The sequence below is a fragment of the Levilactobacillus angrenensis genome (assembly GCF_003946085.1).
Classification (GTDB): Bacteria; Bacillota; Bacilli; order Lactobacillales; family Lactobacillaceae; genus Levilactobacillus; species Levilactobacillus angrenensis.
On the sequence record NZ_RHOB01000001.1, the window covers coordinates 44,998 to 64,136 of the forward strand.

A 19,139-nucleotide genomic window follows, 5' to 3' on the forward strand; every position below is an offset into this window, starting at 1 on the left:
TTATTTTTCCCCCTCATCTGGCGTCTGCGCATCTTGTTCTACCATCGTTCTCATCACAAAGCGGTTCACGATTGGCGTGGGACTGACGTAGTTATTTTCTACTTTGACCAACCCGTTGTCCGTCAAAGCCTGTTTAACTAAACCGACCGCAACGTCCGTATCCGGAAAAATCTGGCGGGTTAGCAAGTGAATGCGCGTGACCAACATGTCATTGGGAATCCCCACACCTAGGGAATGGGCGACGGCAATGGCAACGACGAATGGCTTTGCCTTGCTGGGTTGCCGGGTATTATCGAGTAATAGGGCATAATCATCCCCGCACTCAAGATTGAAACGTTCCAACTGCGCCCACTGTTCCGCAATTTCTGCTTTATGCAGCAATAGATCCGGCCACAACTTGGATGATCGACTCAAATACCGTTGCGTTAACAACGCCCGGTTCACCCGCTGGATTGGCGTCAACGGTTGCGTATCCGGTGCAGCCTGAAGGTGATTGACCAGGCACTGAGCAAAGTAGTTAAAGTCCGGGCTCACATCCCAATAATCCTCTACCGTTTGGGTCTGCTCGCTAGGACCCAAGTCGGGCATGTCTGGCACAAACAAGGCGAAGCGGTCCACGAATAGCGCCGTAATCTGCCGACGAATCTCTTTTTCATTGAGGGTCACGACTTCGCTGTGGACCTGACGAATAATTGTCTGGGTCGCTACTACGCGGTCACTTTGAGTATTTTGCAATTCTGGTAAATTAATGACTGCTTTGATAGTCGCCAATAAAACGTGGACTGCCTCAGGTTCTAGTCGCTGGGTCCCGAATAAGAACAGCAAGTTTTCTTGATAATTATCGGGGACCACGCCGAGGAGATTTTTAAAATAACTGTTCAAGCGTTGCTGATTTGCCGGCTTTTTCAAGGCATTAATCGCATCTACCATCGGCCCCGTGGTTTTGGGCGTAATCGTCCGCGTAAAGACCCCGTTATTTAAAAGTTGATTGATGATCAGTCGATCCGTTGCTCGTAAATTACTCATGGTCTTCATCCCCCTTGGCAAACCACACCGCAAATGACCCCGGCAAGGTGACCGTATAACGTTCATCCGCACAGTGAATCTGGATTGGCTCCGCTTTTAACAGCGCCACTTTAACGACTGGTCGGCCGAATGGCGCGAAACTATCATAATGCCGATATCCAGTGGCGCTATACAACCGCACGACTTCATCTCGCGCATGGCGAGATTGAAAGGTCAGGTCATGGTCAACAACGCCATAATCTGCGCTTTGCATCACTAACTTTTGAAATTCTACTAAGCCTTCTTGCGCGTCTGGCACCACCGGGTCATCCGTTGCAACGAGGGGATTATCCGCCTCGGTAGCGACCTTGGCCGTCTTAGTTTGGGCCGCATAAACGACGGGGCCCATCGTCGTCGCGTTTAACAAATCTGTAGCATCATCCAGATCTTCACGGTCATTGGGCAAGTGGCGGGGAATTGGCTGGCGAACGATCAGAGACTGATAATGCGTCAGTAACTGATCGATTTGCCCCGTTAGTGCCTTGATATCAACGGTCTGGCTTTGAATATGGTCATACTCTTGACTGAGCAAGCGAATCGCACCCAGAATCGTTTGAAATAAGAGGTAGACCGTGTCCAAGCTATTGTCGATGGCCGTCGCACTGGGATCAAAGCTCCCGGCAAGGCGTTCTAACTGCCGTTGCGCATAGTCCTGGACATTTTGAAAACGTAACACCATCTTCGCCTGGTCACCGGTCGCATGGGCGGCATCCAAGTCATCACGCCCCTGTTGGCTACGTGCGACCCGTTTACTAAAGCTGGTCGAATCCGCCAGCGCCTGAATCCGTGGTCCTTGGCTCAACAGTTGCTTAAAGGCCGGAATCGCCTTGTCCCGCAACATTTGCTGTAACTGACTGGCCGCGATACCGCCGTGATTAAACGCCAAGTCATTGGCCAATTCACTGAGGTCTTCATCCAGCTTATGCATCCCCTTCATCACATCCGCGTAAGCCGCCAGCATATTTTGAAAGTCGTTGAATAGCTGTGTATCTTCCGCCGATAATTCTGGATCAGCCAGCTTTGCCACTAGCGCACAGTATTCCTGAATACGCGTGATGTTGGCGGTCACTGTGTTGTCAGCGTCAATGACCTTGGCCATCAGCGTCAAATACTCAATCCCACTACTCGTAATTTTATAGACGTAGGACTGGTGAATGTGATAGCCCCCGTTCATCATGCGTTTTCGAACCTTCTGGGGTGATACCTCGATCAGTCCGGCCTGATTGCCCAAGATATCTAAAATTCGCTTCAAGACTTCATCCGTAACGGGCTTTTCTTCCTCATCCAGGTACTCGTTATTGTATTTCTGAGACAGGTAATTCAAATCTGTGACCTCGCCACTGGCGGCACCGTCATGGTACAGAATCGTTAGCACGTTCCAGCCGGCCAGCCGGTGATCTCGGCTGAGTCCGAGGTTATTGGCCAGTAATAGGTCTCTTAATTTTGGATCAAGTGCGACTGCGATGGCGCTCCCCTCCTGACTACTTTTAATTGCGATATTCGCTAATCTCTTTAGTATACTGGCAACCACTGGATCAGGTCTAGTTCACTGGTAAAATTACGCTGTATTAATAATCTTATCTGCCTAAAATAAATATTTTAATTTTGGCATCTCGATTAATTATGCGTAGTGTTTACTATACAGAACAGGTGTTCTGGTGTCAATCTTTTTTAGCAACCTATCGTCCGTAAAATGGTTGGCTATTTATTCGTTCTCTGTTTGACTATTTTGCTGGTTAAAACGAACCTTTCCCGTCCACACTAAAATTGTGTTAAGGTAGGCGTACCTGTAAATTTCTGACACCAACAAGAAGGTCCTATTCATAAAAAAATTACTTAAGTTCATCCTGGCAATCCTGCTCATCGGCGCCACGGCTAGTGTGCTACTCACACAGCGTGGCTCGACCGCCCGGGTAACGACCGCCATCACGACAACAAAAAACGGCTAGCAGTGACTGCTACCCGCATTGTTCCACATGAAACATTCAATTGATTTGCCCCCGTCGTTGCATACTCCAGACGTTAGGCAAGATGACTGCACCAATAATGATCAGCACACCGATAATCTGTGACCAGTTGACTGTTTCACCCAAGATGGCAAACGCCACGATGATGGACGACGGCAGTTCCAACGATGACAGAATTGGCCCGATACCTAGCTCCAAGTACGGCATGAAGATGGAATAAGCCACCAACGGAAAGACCATGGAAAATAAGGCAATCAACACGCCCCACTTGATGGTGTTACCAGTCACCGGTGCCGTCACGATTTGCGGACCCCATACAATGGAGATCAACAAGAAGGCCCCAATACATAACAGCCATGTTTTACTTAATGCGTCCAAATTATTCCCCAAGCTGGCCGTAAATTGCATGGTACAAGCGTACGCGCAGGCTGCCAGAAAACTAAAGAACAAGCCCAACGGCGACAACGCCCGGGTGATGGGAAACAAGCCCGCAGCCAAGACCGTTCCGGCCAGAACCAACACGATACTTAAGACCTGCACCCGTGATGGCCACTGTCGATGGATGATTGATCCCAGCAAAACCGACAACCAAACCGCCTGCATTAGCATGACCGCCGCGGCCGCCACCGGAATTAATTTCAGCGACTGGATGTAAAAGGTATTGGTAAACCCAGAAGCCGTCCCTGCCGCAATCACCAACAGAATCTGCTTCCAATTAGTATGTTGATACCGCAGCCATTGTCGTCGCGCAAAATGAATCACGCCGAGAATAATCACAGCACTTAAAAACGACCAAAAAAGCAGTGGTCCGTTGACCACACCTTCGCGAGCCGCAATCTTAAATAATGTCGCGGGAATCCCAAAACTCACCGCGCCTAACCCTACGAATAAGGGTGCTAACTTTTTCAAAAACTCACCTCATCTAAAAAACTCACCTTTTCATTATACAACACTGTGTCGGTTAGTTAGACCAGAAAAAAGTGTGCTTGCCAATTTAAAGCCGTATTGACAATACCCATCCCCTTGCAGATTTCACTTGAAACCGCCACTCATACTCGTATACTAAAGTTATCATTGTGAAAGGGGATTCATCATGAAAAAGATTGTTTATACGACCCTCGCTATTGGCTTGGCGTTGACTGGTCTCGGGGTTGCGAACCCCACCACTGCTAGTGCCAAGACGACCTACTTACCTAAAGCCGTTCGCAGCCACACGTGGTATCGCCTGACCGATGGTGCCCAAGGTGGCTTCCATGACAAAACGACTTTTAAAGGCAATCATTTCACAATTAAGGTCAAAGGAGCCAGTCTGCGTTATCACTGGCACTTTACCGGCCTCAAGAAACACACCAAGACCACCTATTACGGCCGCTTGCACTACTCCAAAAAGCGCTCCGAACTCGTTAAGGTCAAGGTCTTCAGTCATAAGCATTTCGATATTATTCCGAAACACGTCTTCCACCTGGCCGGCAACTACACCGGCAATGAAAGTTATGGCGCCATGATTTTCAAGCGCTAACCCCACCACGCGACCAGTCACCCGACTCGGCCGCGTTTTTTAATCCCCTCAACTATGACAAAATTTATAAACGAACAGTGAAATTCCCCATGGCCAGCGACTTTATCCTCCGTTATATTAAAGGTAATTATTTAGTGAGCAAGTAAATGTAACCGCTACCATAATCAGCTCACCACTACATCAAATTTGGAGGTCTTACCCATGAAAGGTTCCACGAAAATTCAACCACAAGACGTGATTGCGCCCATCGACCGGCGACTTTATGGCTCGTTTATTGAACAGCTGGGCCGCGCGGTGTACACCGGCGTTTACCAACCCGGCCACCCTGCTGCTGATGAAGATGGTTTCCGGACCGACGTGATCGACGCCGTGAAGGAACTCAACGTGCCACTGATTCGCTACCCCGGCGGAAACTTTCTGTCACAATATCGTTGGGAAGACGGCATTGGTCCCAAAGACCAGCGGCCAACTCGCTTGGACTTAGCCTGGCGCGAAATTGAAACCAACCAGTTTGGCCTCCACGAATTTATGAAGTGGGCTGACAAGGTCAACGCGGTCCCCAACATGGCCGTCAACCTTGGAACTCGCGGGATTCAAGAAGCCGCTGACCTGGTGGAATACTGCAACTTCCCTAAGGGGACCTATCTGAGCGACCTCCGTCGGCAAAACGGCGCGGAACAACCCTTTGCCATCAAGACCTGGTGTCTGGGCAACGAAATGGATGGGCCATGGGAAATCGGCGCCAAAACTGCTAGCGAATACGCCCACCTGGCCAACGAAACGGCCAAGGCCATGCGGCGTGTCGACGATTCGCTGGAACTCGTGGCTTGCGGGAGCTCTTCCATGGACAACCCGACCTTTGGCGAATGGGAAGAGACCGTCCTCGACGAATGCTATGACAACGTCGATTACCTGTCATTGCACCGTTACTACGGCTACTACAACGACGATGACCCAACTGAACTGGACAATTTCTTAGGCAAGAACCTCGACCTCGATGCCTTTATCAAAGGGGTCGTTGCCATGTGTGATGCCGTGAAGGCACGCAAACGGTCGACCAAGACCATCAACCTGTCCTTTGATGAATGGAACGTCTGGTACCACTCTAACGACGCCGATACCAAGGTCGAACCGTGGCAAGTCGGCCCACATTTGCTGGAAGACGTCTACAATTTCGAAGACGCCCTGCTGGTCGGCAGCCTCTTGATGACGCTGTTACGTAATGCCGACCGAGTCAAAATCGCCTGCTTGGCACAACTGGTCAACGTAATTGCGCCTATCATGACGGATACCAACGGCGGCGTGTGGAAGCAGTCCATCTTCTTCCCGTTCATGCAAGTCGCCAATTACGGCCAAGGCAAGGTGCTGGTCGATCACAGCCAGTCTGCCACCTACAATTCCCGTGAATTCAAGGATATCCCGTACCTCGACACGGTGACGACTTACGACGAAGCCAACCAAACGCTCACGGTCTTTGCCGAAAACAAACACCAAACTGACACGCTGGACTTCGACTTAGATTTGACCGACTTCACGGTCGACCACGTCATCGACGCCACCCAATTCTACGGCTACGACGTCAAGGCCGACAATCGCGATGGTAAGATGCAGCTCCAACCACTTGCCGTCAACGCCAGCGGCCACCACGCCAACGTCACGCTCCAGCCACTGTCCTGGAACGTGTTACGGTTCGCTGTTAAATAGCCATTCAAGAGTTTGGGACAAACTGCCCAAACTCTTTTTTGTGCACCAATTTTAACTAGCTGAAACCTGCGCCAAAAGACAGCCGGTTTCGCTTAAAACTGATAACCACCTTTTGTCCCACTCTTTTTCGTCCCCTACTAATACAAACGAAATCCAACCAGCATTTGTAACCCCCAACGCAAAAAAGTTTGGACCACTGCCCAAACTCCTTTCACCTGCTGCTCTTCAATTTACGTGTCATTTACAATCGCAACAGCGCCTTGGCCACCGCCTGATCCACGATTAACACGTTGGCGTGGTGGCCCAAGAGCGCCGCGTGAATCGGCTGCAGTTTAGCCTGACCACCCGCCACCAAAATAGCGTAGCGCTTCTTGGTCAACTGATCAAGGGGAATCGACACCGTACGCTGGTCTAATTTGGGTGCCGCTAAAGCCCCGGTCGCCGTGATGTAATGGGACAGCACGTCACCCACCGCATCGGTCTGGAGCTGTTGGATCAGCTGGTCATCTAAGTAGCCCGACTGAAACAACATGGCCGTGGGCCGCGTCGTGCCGACCGTGTACAGCGCAATATCGGCCGCTGTCCCCTGCGCCACGACTTGCTTGATGAACTGATCGGTCATGGCTAGCTGCTTGATTCGCGCATCACTGAAGACGATGGGCAGTGGCAACAGGCTGGCCTGCGTGTGAAAGGCCTGGTTAAATTTCTGGGTGATGTCCGCCGAGAAATTATCCTCGCTAGAATTGGTCACGCTCCCTTTGAGCTGGACCAACCGGACATTGCGGCTGTGGCTGGCGTGGAGGTGGTTGGCCACGGCTTCCATGGTCCGCCCCCAGTTGATGCCAATGGTCACGCCGTCGGTCACGATGCTATCGAGATAGTCCGCGGTGACGGCCCCCAACTGTTCCAAGATACCTTGCTCATCATAGTTAGCCTGCTCCGCAATCACCACGTCTTTCAACTGATACTTGGTCCGCAACTGTTCACGCATGACGGCAGTATCTTCAAATGGATCGTGGATCGCGATGGTCACGATATGGTTGTCGCGCGCCAACTGGAGTGACTTGGACACCGTCGGCCGCGAGAGCGCCATCTTCTGAGCGATTTCCTGTTGACTCAAGTCATCTTGGTAGTAGTACCGACTGACAGCCAGAATCCGTTCAATCTGTTTTTTGGTCAATGCCATGGGTTACCCTCCTTCAGCGAAATAATTTTACCGTTAACCTATTTTACCACACTTTACATTTGTTATTTTTATTACTTTACATATGTAAAGATACGTGTTAAATTAAGTGGGTAAATAACTTAACCTTGAAAAGAGGAACTCACATGACAGACTTAAACCGTACCATCGACCATACCCTGCTGGCCCCAGAAGCCACTCAAGCCGACATTGACCGCATCATCCGCGAAGCTAAGGAACACCATTTCTGCTCCGTCATGATCAATCCTTACTGGGTCGCTTACGCGCATCAACAGCTGGCCGAAACCGACGTCAACACTGACACGGTCATTGGCTTTCCTCTGGGGGCCAACACCACGGCCATCAAGGTGGCTGAAACCCAACAGGCCATTACCGACGGGGTCGACGAGATCGACGTGGTCATGAACATTGGGGAATTCAAGAGTGGCCATTTTGACGCCGTGACTACTGATTTGAAAGCGGTTATCCAAACGGCCCATGACCACGATAAATTAGCCAAGGTCATTATTGAAACAGCCCTGTTGAGCGACGCCGAAATCACGCGGGCGTCTGAACTCGTGGCTGATGCCGGCGCCGAATTCGTCAAGACTTCCACCGGCTTCTCCACTCGTGGTGCCAGCGTTCATGACGTGACCTTGATGAAGCAAGCCGTCGGTGATCGGATTCAGGTCAAGGCATCCGGTGGCGTGCATTCCAAGGCAGAAGCCGAAGCCATGCTGGCCGCCGGGGCCACCCGGTTGGGCACCAGTTCGGGCATCGCCGTTATGAGTGAAGCCTAGTCCACCAACTTTAACTTGACGCCACCGCCACCACGTGCGATACTACTCGTGGTGCCAAACCACGGTGGGGGTACGCGATCGGTGCGCAAGCATTCCGAAGGTCGCCGCACCTCACCACAGCAGTCTCGAGTAGAACGCGAGGCTGTTTTTATTTACCAATTTATATTTTGAAAAGAAGGCCCCCTCGTGAAAATCATCATTGCCCCCGCCAAGAAAATGGTCGTCGATCCCGATACGTTTGGCATCGACGCGCTTCCCCAATACTTAGCACAAACGCAGCAGCTTCTCGCGGCCATGCGGCAACTGGATTATCCGGCGGCCAAAGCGTTATGGCACTGTAGCGACAACCTGGCCCGGCCCAACTTTGACTGGTTGCAGCAACTCGACTTGACCCACCAGCTGACTCCCGCGTTATTGGCCTTCTCTGGCATTCAGTACCAGTACATGGCCCCAGACCTGTTCACCGCGCCAGCCTTGGCTTACGTGCGCGCCAATTTACGCATTCTCTCGGGATTCTACGGCATCTTGCGGCCTTTTGACGGCGTCGTGCCCTACCGGTTGGAAATGCAATCTAAGCTCAACGTGGCGGTAACTCACAGCTTATATGACTTCTGGGGCGACCGGTTGTATCGTGCGTTGACCCCTAAACCGGAACCCATCATTAATCTGGCCTCGCAGGAATACGCCAAGGCCATCACACCCTATTTACAACCCAACCAACCGCTGATCACCGTGGTCTTCGGCAGTTTGGTCGCTGGCAAACTCAAGACCAAAGCCACCCTCGCCAAGATGGCCCGCGGCGAAATGGTCCGCTTCTTAGCCGAACACCAGGCCAACGACCCGGCAGCAATCAAAGCGTTTGACCACCCCGACTGGGCGTTTGCACCGGAGCAATCGACCGCACAGAAATTGGTGTTTATTTATCAAAAATGACAATCTGCCGGCTCCACCTCTGGGTGACGCAGGCTCCTGGTTCCACTAATTTTAGTGGATAAAACACTGTCGTTCCGGTAATCGCCGCGTTAGTGTTACTTTCAACTTTCAGATGACAATCAAAAAACTCACTAGCCCCCTCCACCGAGGGTCGCTAGTGAGTTTTACTTTTGCTTCGTTAACGCCAAGAATCCCTGCATCCCCGACAAATTCAACGCCACTAAGCGTTGGCGCAGAGCTGGCTTTGTCAGGTCGATCTGTTTCGTCACGTACAGGCGAAATAACGTCAGGGTGCTGTCGATCAGAAAGTTCACGCCAATTTTAGCGTCGGTCGCACTGAGATGATAATCGCGCTGGAAATCTGCGGCCATCCCCGCGGCCACCAGATTTTTGACTCGTCGCGATAGGAAGCTGTAGTCGTCTGACGTCAGGATGAACGTGTAGAAGGCCGGCGCTTCTTCAAAGAACTCGCCTAACCGTTGCGCCCAGATGCCGGGATGTTCGAGCGGTTCACGGTCAGCCGGCGCCTTTAGCAACAACCCCAAAATTTGGTCCGCAATTTCTGTGGTAAAACTCTCTGCCAGGTCATCGATCGAGTCGAAATGTAAGTAAAATGTCTTGCGATTGATATTGGCTTCATCAGTCAGCTGTTGGACCGTAATTTCATGATACCGATACTGCTGGGCCAACTTTCTGAAGGCTGCTCGTAGTGCCTGGTTGGTTCGTACAACTCGTCTATCCGTCATCCAATCCCTCCCGTTAGACCCCAGATGTGGCAAAAGTGAGGCTTACTCCCCAAAGTCGCGGCATCTGTTGTGGACGGTCCGCTTGTCCTTGCGTATGCTGTAGCCACATGTGAGGTCACTATTTACTCACAGGATACCACAGATAGGGGGCGTCGCCGATGATTCAAGCGGAATGGCGATATTTATTTAAGCACAAGTTACTATTGGTCGTATTGGTGGTCATCATGTTGATCCCCTCAATTTACGCCGTGACCTTTTTGAAATCAATGTGGGACCCGTACGGCAAGCTGGCCGACCTCCCCGTGGCGGTCGTTAATCAAGATCAGCCCGTGACCTACCAGGGCCACCACCTGGCTGCCGGGCGCGACCTCACCCACAACCTGACCCAGTCCCACGCAATGCATTTCATAACGACTGACTCGGCGGCCGCTCACCACGGCCTGACCACCGGTAAATACTACATGGTCGTCACGATTCCACACAACTTTTCGCACAACGCCACGACCCTCATGGCCAAAACGCCGCAGCAGATGGTCCTTCATTACCAGACCAGCGCCGGCCACAATTTCACAGCGGCGAAGATGACGGCTACAGCGGCCCAAAATGCGGCCCAAGCCGTGGGCGACCAAGTGACGCAAACGTATGCCCGGACCCTCTTCACGACGGTCAAACAATTAGGCAACGGCTTCACTGCCGCAGGTCACGGTAGTCAAGCCCTCGCCACGGGGAGTCAGCAACTGACGGTCGCCGACCACAAAATCGCCCACGGCCTGACCGCTTTGGCCACGAGTTCCGTGAAGCTGACCAACGGCGAACACACGCTGACCAATAAGCTCGACCAATACGTCAGCGGGGTCCAACAGGCCCAGGCCGGTAGCCGCCAATTAACGACCGGTCTCGATCAGCTACTCAGCCGCTCACAACAGCTCAACGGCGGAGTTCAGCGTTTAGCCACGGGGAGTCAGCAATTGGCCACCGGGGTCACCGCTTATACGACGGGAACGGGCAAGCTCACGACCGCTGCCGGGCAACTCACCCAGGGCAGTCAACGGGTGAATACGAGTACCCAACGCTACGTTCAGGGCATAGCTAAGAGCCATCAAGGGGCCCAACAGCTGGCGAGCCAATTGGCGAACTTAGACGCAGGCACGCAACGGCTTAGCGGTAGCGTGTCCCAGCTAGCCACCGGCAGTCACACGCTCAGTCAAAATTTCTCCCGACTGACAACTGGCAGTACCGCCCTCACTGCTGGTCTCCACAAACTCCAGACCGGCCTCCAAACCTCGCAAAGCCAACAAGCCACCTTAAAAAAGGCCGTTAGTCAGTTAGCTGCCAGCGCCACCAGCACCGCAGCCCTCAAGCAAGACGCCGCCACTTTACAAACGGCACTAAAGGCTAGCACGACCAACACAGCGACCTTACAAAAACAAGTCAGCGCCGCGGCTGACGCTCAGGGATTGACCGCAAGTCAAAAGGCCGCCATGCTTAAAGCCGTTACGCCTAGCGATACTAGTACGACCACGGCGGTGCAGGCCGCGGCTAAACGCTTGACCAGCGACTTGAGTAGCTTACAGACTAACGCCGCGGCCGTCAATGATCTGCAAACCAGCCTGACCCAAGCAGCGACGGCTCAAGCACAATTGACCAACGGCATCACGACTCTTCAGAAGAATTCCCAGAGTCTCACTACGGGGCTGCAACAGGCCAATCAAGCCCTGACCACCCTCAATTCCGGCCTCCAAGCCTTACAAGCACAGACGCCCACGCTCACTACTGGCGTTGCTCAGTTGACCCACGGTGCCCAGGCACTAACTAGTGGCACGCAACGTTTAGCCACCACGGGCCAACAACTCACGACGGGGACCGGGCAACTGGCTACCGGCGCAGACCAACTCCAAACCGGGGCCCAGCAATTGACGGGTAAGAATGCGTCGATGACCAGCGGGGCCCAGACCCTGGCCACGGGTTTGACCACCTTAACCCAATCGACGCCAGCCCTCACGCAAGGCGTCGGCAAGTTAGCGAATGGCGCTCACACCCTCAACACGGGACTGACGACCTTGGCAACGGCTGGCCCACAGCTCGCCACGGCCACTGGTAGCGCGGCGAACGGTGCCCAGCAACTGACTACTGGCGCCAAACAACTGGCTGCCGGTGCGCAGAAAGCGGGAACTGGTGCTAACGCCGTGCAGACGGGGACCACCCGGCTAGCTCACACTTTAACTCAAGCGGGACAACACGCGACCGTTCACCCTTCTCAGCTGACTTACCGGCAATTTGCCCAGCCAACGACGACCACCCACACCGATCATGATGATGCTCCGGACAACGGGACGGGGATGGCCCCGTACATGATGTCGGTATCGCTCTTCGTGGGGGCGCTGGCGTTCAATCTGATGTTTGACATGTACACACCGCGCAAATATCCGCGTAGTGGTTGGCGTTGGTGGTTAGGTAAAGCTTCCATCATGGGCGCCTTCGTTTTGGGCGAAGCGCTATTTATGACCGGCCTCTTAGCCCTGATTGACGGCCTGGCACCCATTCATCCAGGAGCCACCTTCCTGACGCTGCTGGTCACTGGTGCGGCATTTATGAGCATCGTCTACTGGCTAAATCTCTGCCTCGGTCGGCCGGGGGCGTTCTTCAGCATGGTGCTGCTAGTCCTGCAACTGGGCGGCTCGGCCGGAACCTACCCCTTACAAATGACCAACGGCTTCTTCCAGGCCCTGCATCCTTGGTTGCCAATGAGTTACTCGGTCGCTGCTCTGCGAGAAACCCTAATGATTGGCAATTCCGCCTTACCAGAAATCGGCGTGCTCTGCGGCATTGCCGCGGTCTTCTCCCTACTGAGCATGCTCTTCTACGCGCGGCGACACGGTCGGCTAACGGAAATGGACGTTCAAGCACCTTAGTATCACCAAATTCCGCTCTCACTTCTCTGAGGGCGGATTTTTTTGTCACGGCGCAAATTATTTTAGCCGCCAGTCAAAATAGCCACTAACGCCGCCAAATCAACGAATCGACGGCTGATTTGGGGGATTGATTGTCCCCATAACCAGGAAAATTCACAGTTTCTTAACACTTAGCCGGCTAATCACTGGTACAATCTTTCTTATCACTGTTAAAAGGTAGGTTCCAAAACAATGTCGACTCTGCATCAACTCATTCATTTCAATTATCGGCTTAACCGCCACTTGCTCCTGGGGATGGCCACTGTGGTCGCCCTCGGCACTTTATTGTTCCTCTCGTCTTGGACCACCAAGACCACGGCCAAGGCGGAAACGCTGACCATCGCCAACACGCCCACCGAACTGGCCACTGATCAGCCCAAACGCGTGTACCAATACTTCCATGTGGAAAAGGCGACGCCAACCAAGCCCAAGCTGACACGCCTGGCAACGACGTCCACTAAGACTGAAAAATCAACGCCAGAGTGGGGCTGGCCCTACACCGGCGGCCGCTACGTGACGTCAACCTTTGGTAAACGGGACCTAGCGGACTCTCCCTGGCACGACGGCGTCGATTTCAATGCGGGCGTTGGCAGTAAGATTCACGCCATCCACGCCGGTAAGGTCATCTTCGTGGGTAACCCCATGAAACGTGGCGTGACCGACGCCTATCCCCTGGGACTAGGTAAGGACGTTGTCGTCACGGAGACTGACGCGGGCGACCAGATCGTCTATCAGGAATTTGCGATGGGCAAGCAGACCCATACCGTTCACGTCGGCGACACCGTCAAGACTGGCCAGGTCATTGCGACCCAAGCCAGCGGTCATCTGCATTTGGGGATCACCAACCATAAAAGTTGGGTGACTGCCCAAAATGACTGGCAAAATCCGGCAGCCCATTCGTGGCAGAACCCGTTGAAGCTGCTGCGAAGTGCAGACTAGCGCAAAATACCATAAAGGAGTTGATTCAGCCATTGGCCAAATCAACTCCTTTTTTGGACGACCATTTTGTTCCACGTGAAACACTATCCCCGTGGCCAGTGCCAAGGGTCCGCTCGCCACTGTTGTAACGACGCAAATTCCGCGGCAGACATGTCCCCTTCGGCCCGGGCGACGGCAATCAAGGCACTGTACGTGGTCAGTGGGGTCAAGGGTAGGCCGGCCTGTTCAAAATTAACCACACTGTCGGGCAATTCGTACGAAAAGATGGCCACGACGCCTAACACGGTCGCCCCTGCCGCCTGAACGGCCCGGGCGGCGGCCAACACACTGCCACCGGTTGAAATCAGATCATCGATCAATACTACTTGGTCAGTTGGCGCCAACTGGCCTTCGATCTGTTTGCCCTGACCGTGGTCTTTGGACTTTGACCGCACATAATTCATGGGCAGGTCTAGCCGGTCGGCCACCAGCGCAGCGTGGGGAATTCCCGCTGTTGCGACGCCGCCAATGGCGGTCGCCGTGGGATATTTTTCTTGAATCAACGCTGCCAAGCCATCCGCAATCGTGGCCCGCACCTGCGGATAGGCAATCGTTTGCCGATTATCCGTGTAAATGGGGGCTCGCATACCACTGGCCCACAAGAAAGGTTGTTGGGGCGCCAAGGTGACCGCGCCGATGTGTAACAGGTCTGCCGCAATTTTATCCGTCATCGTCATCATTTTCCTGCCTCCCACTCTGCTAATACCTGATGATACGCCGCAACCGGATCGGCGGCCTGCGTAATCGACCGGCCGACCACGATGCCATCACTGCCAAGATGGGCGGCCTGAGCGGGCGTCACCACCCGTTGCTGATCATCGGCCGCATCCGTGGCCAGCCGAATGCCAGGATTGATACACAGAAATTCCGGGGCAATCGCCGCGTGAATGGTCGGGTCTTCCAATGCCGAAGCCACGACGCCATCCGCACCGTTGGCTTGAGCCAAGCGCGCCAAATGCGTCACCGTTGTAGGTAAATCTGCACTGACCAATTGTTCAGCCTGCATCTGCGCCTCTGACGTTGACGTCAGTTGGGTGATCGCCAGTAATTTCGCCGGCGCCACCCCCGCCTCACGACTCCCCTGGTCTAATCCGCGGCGGGCCGCCGCAATCATGGCCGCGCCACCAGCGGCATGTACCGTCACCAACGCGACCCCTTGGCGTCCCAATTGGCGCATGGCCCGCTCCACGGTGTGGGGAATATCGTACAGTTTTAAATCCAGGAAGACCCGCAGTCCCCGTTCCTGTAATGTTCGTAAAATACTAGGTCCAGCCAAATAGAACAGTTCCATCCCCACCTTGACCATCGGCTGGTCCGTCGGGGGAAATTGCGCTAAAAAGTCGGTGACAATCTGTTGATTTTCAAAGTCTAGGGCGATGATTACTGGGCGCATAAGCAGATCCTTTCTCTAAAAAAATCCGGCTAGCACCTGCGATGGGCTAGCCGGATTTTTGCCCACAAATTGGTCTACTGTGGGTTTTACCGTCCAACTTTTTAGTCTCACAGGGCTAAGTTAAAGTTTATTTGTTATTGAGTTTAGCGAAAATCCCAGGTCGCGTCAACCCCAAATTCCAGGTTAGACGATTTACCTAGAAAAATAAAGGTCACCCGGATTTTTACCGCAAAATAGTTAAATTACCGAATAATTGACAAATCCAAGAAACCGTATAATTAATTTAATATCAGGATTAATGGTTGCTTTTCATTGGTCAGCATGGCATAATATTGCCAACGTCCGGTTAGCCGGCAAAAATAACGAATGTCTGTGAACATTCATTTTGGAGGAACTGAATAATGGAAACCACCACGCAAGACCACGCGCTTAACTCGCACCAGAAGTGGACGATTGCTTCGACCTCGGCAGGATTTGCCTTAGAGAATATGGACGTCATGTTCTTATCATTCGCCCTCTCCTCGATTATCGCCGACCTGCACATCAGCGGGGCTCAGGCTGGGTTGATCTCTTCGATCACCAACCTAGGCATGCTCGTGGGCGGCATTTTATTTGGCATCTTGGCCGACCGCTTCGGCCGCGTCCGGACCTTCTCACACACCATTTTCATCTTTGCGTTTGCGACCGCGGCCATGGGATTCGCCAGCAACATCACCTGGATCTACGTCTTTCGCTTCCTGGCCGGCGTCGGTGCCGGTGGAGAATACGGCGTGGGTATCACGCTGATTGCCGAGAGCTTCTCACGAGATAAGATTGGGAAAATGACCTCGGTGGCCGCTATCGGCGGACAGGTCGGCGCCATTCTCGCTGCTGTTGCCGCGGCCTTCATCATCCCCACGATGGGGTGGAAAGCCCTCTTCGTCTTAGGCCTGGTCCCAGTGGCCCTGACCTACTTCGTTCGGCGCCATCTGCGAGAAAGCGACGAATTCTTGGCTGCTAAACAAGCGCCCCGTGACCAGCAACAACCGGTACAAATTCGCGCCTTGTTCAAGACCCCTAAGCTGGCCTACCAAACGGTGGCACTGATGATCATGGTTATCGTGCAAATCGCCGGTTACTTCGGGTTGATGAACTGGTTGCCAGCCATCATGCAACAAAAGTTGGGCCTCACGGTTTCCGGGTCATCGGTCTGGATGATTGCGACGATTGTTGGCATGAGTATTGGCATGATGACCTTTGGGAGTATCCTGGATTACTTCGGACCGCGGCGTGCATTTGGTATCTTCTTGATTGCCTCGGCCATTGCCGTCTTCAGCATTACCTTAGCCTTCAATCAACTGACTTTAGTTCTCGCCGGGGCCATCATCGGCTTCTTCTCTAACGGCATGTTCGGCGGCTACGGCGCGGTCATCAGCCGCCTCTACCCGACCGAGATCCGGTCCACGGCCAACAACGTCATCGTCAATGTCGGTCGGGCCATCGGCGGGTTCTCCTCCGTGGCGATTGGCTTCTTGATGGACCACTACACCCTGACCGTAGTCATGGGCTTCCTGTCCGTGCTCTACATCATCAGCTTCACGGTCATGCTCACGATTCCTAGCCTGCGCAAAATGGGTGTGGTCAACGAAGATTAATCTAACGCAAAAATGGTCCCTGGCAACGTCATCTAGACGTGTCGGGGACCTTTTAATTTGTTTAATCTTGCGCCGCCAGCCACGATGTCAACCGTGCCAAATACGCGGCAGTTTCGTCAATAAACGCCATGTGGCGACTGTGGGCAAACAGCGTCCAGGTCGCGTGAGGCAAGGCATCCACCATGGTCTTGGCGACTAGTGGCGTGCACAAGTCATTGGTGCCGCTGGTCACCAGTGTGGGCGTTGTGACCCCGGTCAATTTGGCCGTGTAATCATAGTCGCTGAGCGTGCCCGTGGGAAAATACTCGTTAGGACCCCACGCCACATTGTACGCGGTCGTGCCCGCCTGCTTGGTTCGCCGTAAAAATTCGGGTGAGTCCGCCGTGACCGGTCCCGCCGCGTGCGCCAGCATGTAGCGGTCGTTGGCTGCCAAGTAAGCCGGCGTGGTAAAATCGCCACTAGCTTCGGCCTGGGCGATGGCGGCTTGATCGGCCGGAGCCATGAATTTGATCAGCCGGTGTTGTTCCTGCCGCCACAGGGCCGCCGACGATAACGTACTGGCCAAGATCAGGCTCTGAATTCCCGCTGGTTGCTGGTCACACAGGTAAATGATGGCCAGCATGCCACCCCAGGACTGACCTAACAAATGGACCCGCTTCAAGCTCAAGTATTGGCGTAACGCTGTCAGTTCCGCCACCCAGGTCTCTGCGCGCCACAAGCTAGGGTCGTCGGGCATGCTCGAGCGGCCACAGCCCAACTGATCATACATCACAACTGGCCGACCCGTTTGTGCCACCAGTTGGTCAAATCCTTCGAAATAGTTATGCGTCGACCCCGGTCCCCCATGTAACAGGAGTAAGGGCGTCGGCCCGGCCGTCAAATCTCCAACGACGCGGTAGTACGTTTGATACTGCCGAAACGGCATAAACCCTTCGTGAACTTGCATGTTAACCCCCCAATCCGCGTTGCGCTGTCGTCAGCAGTGTTAGTAACTCGCGTTGCTGAGCGGTGTTCAGCTCCACGGTCAGCTGCTGGTAAACATCGGCGCGTGCCCGGTCGAAGGCGGCAACGACGCGTTGGCCGCTCACGGTCAAATACAGTTGTTTGTTACGGGTGTTGTCGGTAGGGACCCGGCGAACGATGTATCCCGCCATTTCTAGCTTTTTTAAAAAGGCCGAGACCGTGGCCGCTCGCCGTTGCATAACGTCCACAATATCGCGTTGAATCAACCCTGGTCGCTCATCGATCAATTGTAAAACGACCGCCTGTTGCGGCGTCACTGCCGCGTCATCGGCCAACTCGGCCGCAATTTGCCGTTGTTCGGCGAGAAAAATCTCCCGAATCCGTGTGCTAATCGCCTGACTGCTTTCCGTTGCCATTGGGATCACCTCGCCTTTAGTTTACCAAAGTATTTGGTGGAAATACAATTAGCTGAACTAATTGATTAGCAGCTGATAAAATCAGCTATAGCTAGGCTAACTGTTAGATTAACTAACTATATAAAAAGGGAGGTGCTTGACAGCCAACAACTCACTGACTTAATCTCCAAGTAAAAAAAATTCGAGACTGATCCGACGCTACCTATACCCAGCAGAACCAAACGGTCGTCCTGGCCAAAACTGTTTAATTATCGTTTGAACGCCACGTAATGACTGTGTCCAGTTCTTTTCGCAAGTCTGCTTCGAGTCCACCAAATCGCATTTTAGCATTCGTAAGTAGGTTGGGAACAAAATTAAAAACTAGGGTCTGGGACAAAACATCCCAGCCCCATTTTGCGCCAACTTTAAATGGCCGAAACGTGCGCCAAAAGGCAGCCGGTTCCGCTTAAAACTGATAACCAAACAATCCAAACCCGAGATTATTCGGTTATCAGCCTTAATGCTCGCCGGCTAACCGCCATTTGTCCCACTCTTTAGTTCTATGCCATCTTGCTGTAGCAACCTATTTTCGTTGCCTGGCCATTAGGTACCAATCACCAAGTATATTTACCGCAACTAAGAGCGTTACGGCTTGCCAGGTAATCTTAACCTGGGTGAGTAAAATGATGCTCGTGTAGAGAAAAATCATCGTCGCATTTAACCAAACACTAGTAAATAGATTGAGGTGAGACTGGTAAAAGGCGTTAATTCTTGCCTTGTAGACCCATAAGAGCAGCACTAGCAAAAGCGGCCAGGCATTGTTGATATTCATCACATTACTGCCTCCCTCGCCACTATGCTAGATGGACGATTAGTCGTGCCAGCCAGCATAGTTATATCCGCGAGCT

17 protein-coding genes are annotated in these 19,139 nt (G+C 53.1%); 7 read left to right on the forward strand and 10 right to left on the reverse strand.

The genetic code is table 11. From position 1 onward, the window contains the following. From EKM83_RS00215 to EKM83_RS00225, 3 genes are all read right to left on the reverse strand, one after another. Positions 1 to 1,026, reverse strand: coding sequence for a hypothetical protein (locus tag EKM83_RS00215; RefSeq protein WP_125574645.1), 1,026 nt, complete (start codon positions 1,024 to 1,026; stop codon positions 1 to 3). Next, complete coding sequence (locus EKM83_RS00220) at positions 1,019 to 2,530, reverse strand: hypothetical protein (protein ID WP_125574776.1); 1,512 nt, start codon at positions 2,528 to 2,530, stop codon at positions 1,019 to 1,021. The genes EKM83_RS00215 and EKM83_RS00220 overlap by 8 nt, the downstream gene beginning before the upstream one ends. A gap of 520 nt (positions 2,531 to 3,050) precedes the next feature. Next, positions 3,051 to 3,941 carry an EamA family transporter gene (locus tag EKM83_RS00225; RefSeq protein WP_125574646.1) on the reverse strand — a complete coding sequence of 297 codons (891 nt, stop codon included), beginning with the start codon at positions 3,939 to 3,941 and terminating at the stop codon, positions 3,051 to 3,053. Between the two features lie 184 nt (positions 3,942 to 4,125). Here EKM83_RS00225 and EKM83_RS00230 point away from each other — a divergent pair, with 184 nt between their 5' ends. Continuing rightward, entirely contained in the window at positions 4,126 to 4,551 is a 426-nt protein-coding gene (locus EKM83_RS00230; RefSeq protein ID WP_125574647.1) for a hypothetical protein, read from the forward strand. A 201-nt stretch (positions 4,552 to 4,752) separates the two neighbouring features. Then, positions 4,753 to 6,255: an arabinosylfuranosidase ArfA gene (gene arfA, locus EKM83_RS00235; RefSeq protein WP_125574648.1), complete on the forward strand. Its 1,503-nt coding sequence runs from the start codon at positions 4,753 to 4,755 to the stop codon at positions 6,253 to 6,255. Between the two features lie 241 nt (positions 6,256 to 6,496). On the opposite strand, the gene EKM83_RS00240 is transcribed toward arfA, so the two are convergent. Next, entirely contained in the window at positions 6,497 to 7,441 is a 945-nt protein-coding gene (locus EKM83_RS00240) for a sugar-binding transcriptional regulator (protein ID WP_125574649.1), read from the reverse strand. Between the two features lie 143 nt (positions 7,442 to 7,584). Between EKM83_RS00240 and deoC the strand changes: the two genes are divergently transcribed. Both deoC and yaaA read left to right on the forward strand, forming a co-directional pair. Then, positions 7,585 to 8,238 (forward strand): deoxyribose-phosphate aldolase, encoded by a 654-nt coding sequence (gene deoC / locus EKM83_RS00245; protein WP_125574650.1) that lies wholly within the window; start codon positions 7,585 to 7,587, stop codon positions 8,236 to 8,238. 186 nt (positions 8,239 to 8,424) lie between these two features. Beyond that, on the forward strand, positions 8,425 to 9,171 hold the full coding sequence (gene yaaA / locus EKM83_RS00250) for a peroxide stress protein YaaA (RefSeq protein ID WP_125574651.1): 747 nt from the start codon (positions 8,425 to 8,427) through the stop codon (positions 9,169 to 9,171). 164 nt (positions 9,172 to 9,335) lie between these two features. On the opposite strand, the gene EKM83_RS00255 is transcribed toward yaaA, so the two are convergent. Next, positions 9,336 to 9,917: a TetR/AcrR family transcriptional regulator gene (locus tag EKM83_RS00255; RefSeq protein ID WP_125574652.1), complete on the reverse strand. Its 582-nt coding sequence runs from the start codon at positions 9,915 to 9,917 to the stop codon at positions 9,336 to 9,338. Between the two features lie 158 nt (positions 9,918 to 10,075). Here EKM83_RS00255 and EKM83_RS00260 point away from each other — a divergent pair, with 158 nt between their 5' ends. Beyond that, positions 10,076 to 12,829 (forward strand): YhgE/Pip domain-containing protein, encoded by a 2,754-nt coding sequence (locus EKM83_RS00260; RefSeq protein ID WP_125574653.1) that lies wholly within the window; start codon positions 10,076 to 10,078, stop codon positions 12,827 to 12,829. 231 nt (positions 12,830 to 13,060) lie between these two features. Continuing rightward, positions 13,061 to 13,807: a M23 family metallopeptidase gene (locus EKM83_RS00265; RefSeq protein WP_125574654.1), complete on the forward strand. Its 747-nt coding sequence runs from the start codon at positions 13,061 to 13,063 to the stop codon at positions 13,805 to 13,807. 83 nt (positions 13,808 to 13,890) lie between these two features. Here EKM83_RS00265 and pyrE read toward each other — a convergent pair whose 3' ends face one another. Continuing rightward, entirely contained in the window at positions 13,891 to 14,526 is a 636-nt protein-coding gene (pyrE, locus tag EKM83_RS00270; RefSeq protein WP_164505546.1) for an orotate phosphoribosyltransferase, read from the reverse strand. Further along, complete coding sequence (gene pyrF / locus EKM83_RS00275) at positions 14,523 to 15,239, reverse strand: orotidine-5'-phosphate decarboxylase (protein WP_125574655.1); 717 nt, start codon at positions 15,237 to 15,239, stop codon at positions 14,523 to 14,525. Before pyrF ends, pyrE begins: the two co-directional genes overlap by 4 nt. A gap of 401 nt (positions 15,240 to 15,640) precedes the next feature. Here pyrF and EKM83_RS00280 point away from each other — a divergent pair, with 401 nt between their 5' ends. Next, on the forward strand, positions 15,641 to 16,873 hold the full coding sequence (locus tag EKM83_RS00280; protein ID WP_125574656.1) for an MFS transporter: 1,233 nt from the start codon (positions 15,641 to 15,643) through the stop codon (positions 16,871 to 16,873). A 61-nt stretch (positions 16,874 to 16,934) separates the two neighbouring features. Here the strand turns inward: EKM83_RS00280 and pepI are convergent, their stop codons facing one another. The 3 genes from pepI to EKM83_RS00295 form a co-directional block, all read right to left on the reverse strand. Beyond that, a complete protein-coding gene (gene pepI / locus EKM83_RS00285) occupies positions 16,935 to 17,819 on the reverse strand; it encodes a proline iminopeptidase (RefSeq protein WP_125574657.1) in 885 nt (294 codons plus the stop codon). Position 17,820: 1 nt separating this feature from the next. Beyond that, positions 17,821 to 18,252 carry a MarR family winged helix-turn-helix transcriptional regulator gene (locus EKM83_RS00290; protein WP_125574658.1) on the reverse strand — a complete coding sequence of 144 codons (432 nt, stop codon included), beginning with the start codon at positions 18,250 to 18,252 and terminating at the stop codon, positions 17,821 to 17,823. A gap of 562 nt (positions 18,253 to 18,814) precedes the next feature. Beyond that, entirely contained in the window at positions 18,815 to 19,066 is a 252-nt protein-coding gene (locus EKM83_RS00295) for a hypothetical protein (protein WP_164505547.1), read from the reverse strand. Positions 19,067 to 19,139 lie beyond the last annotated feature (73 nt).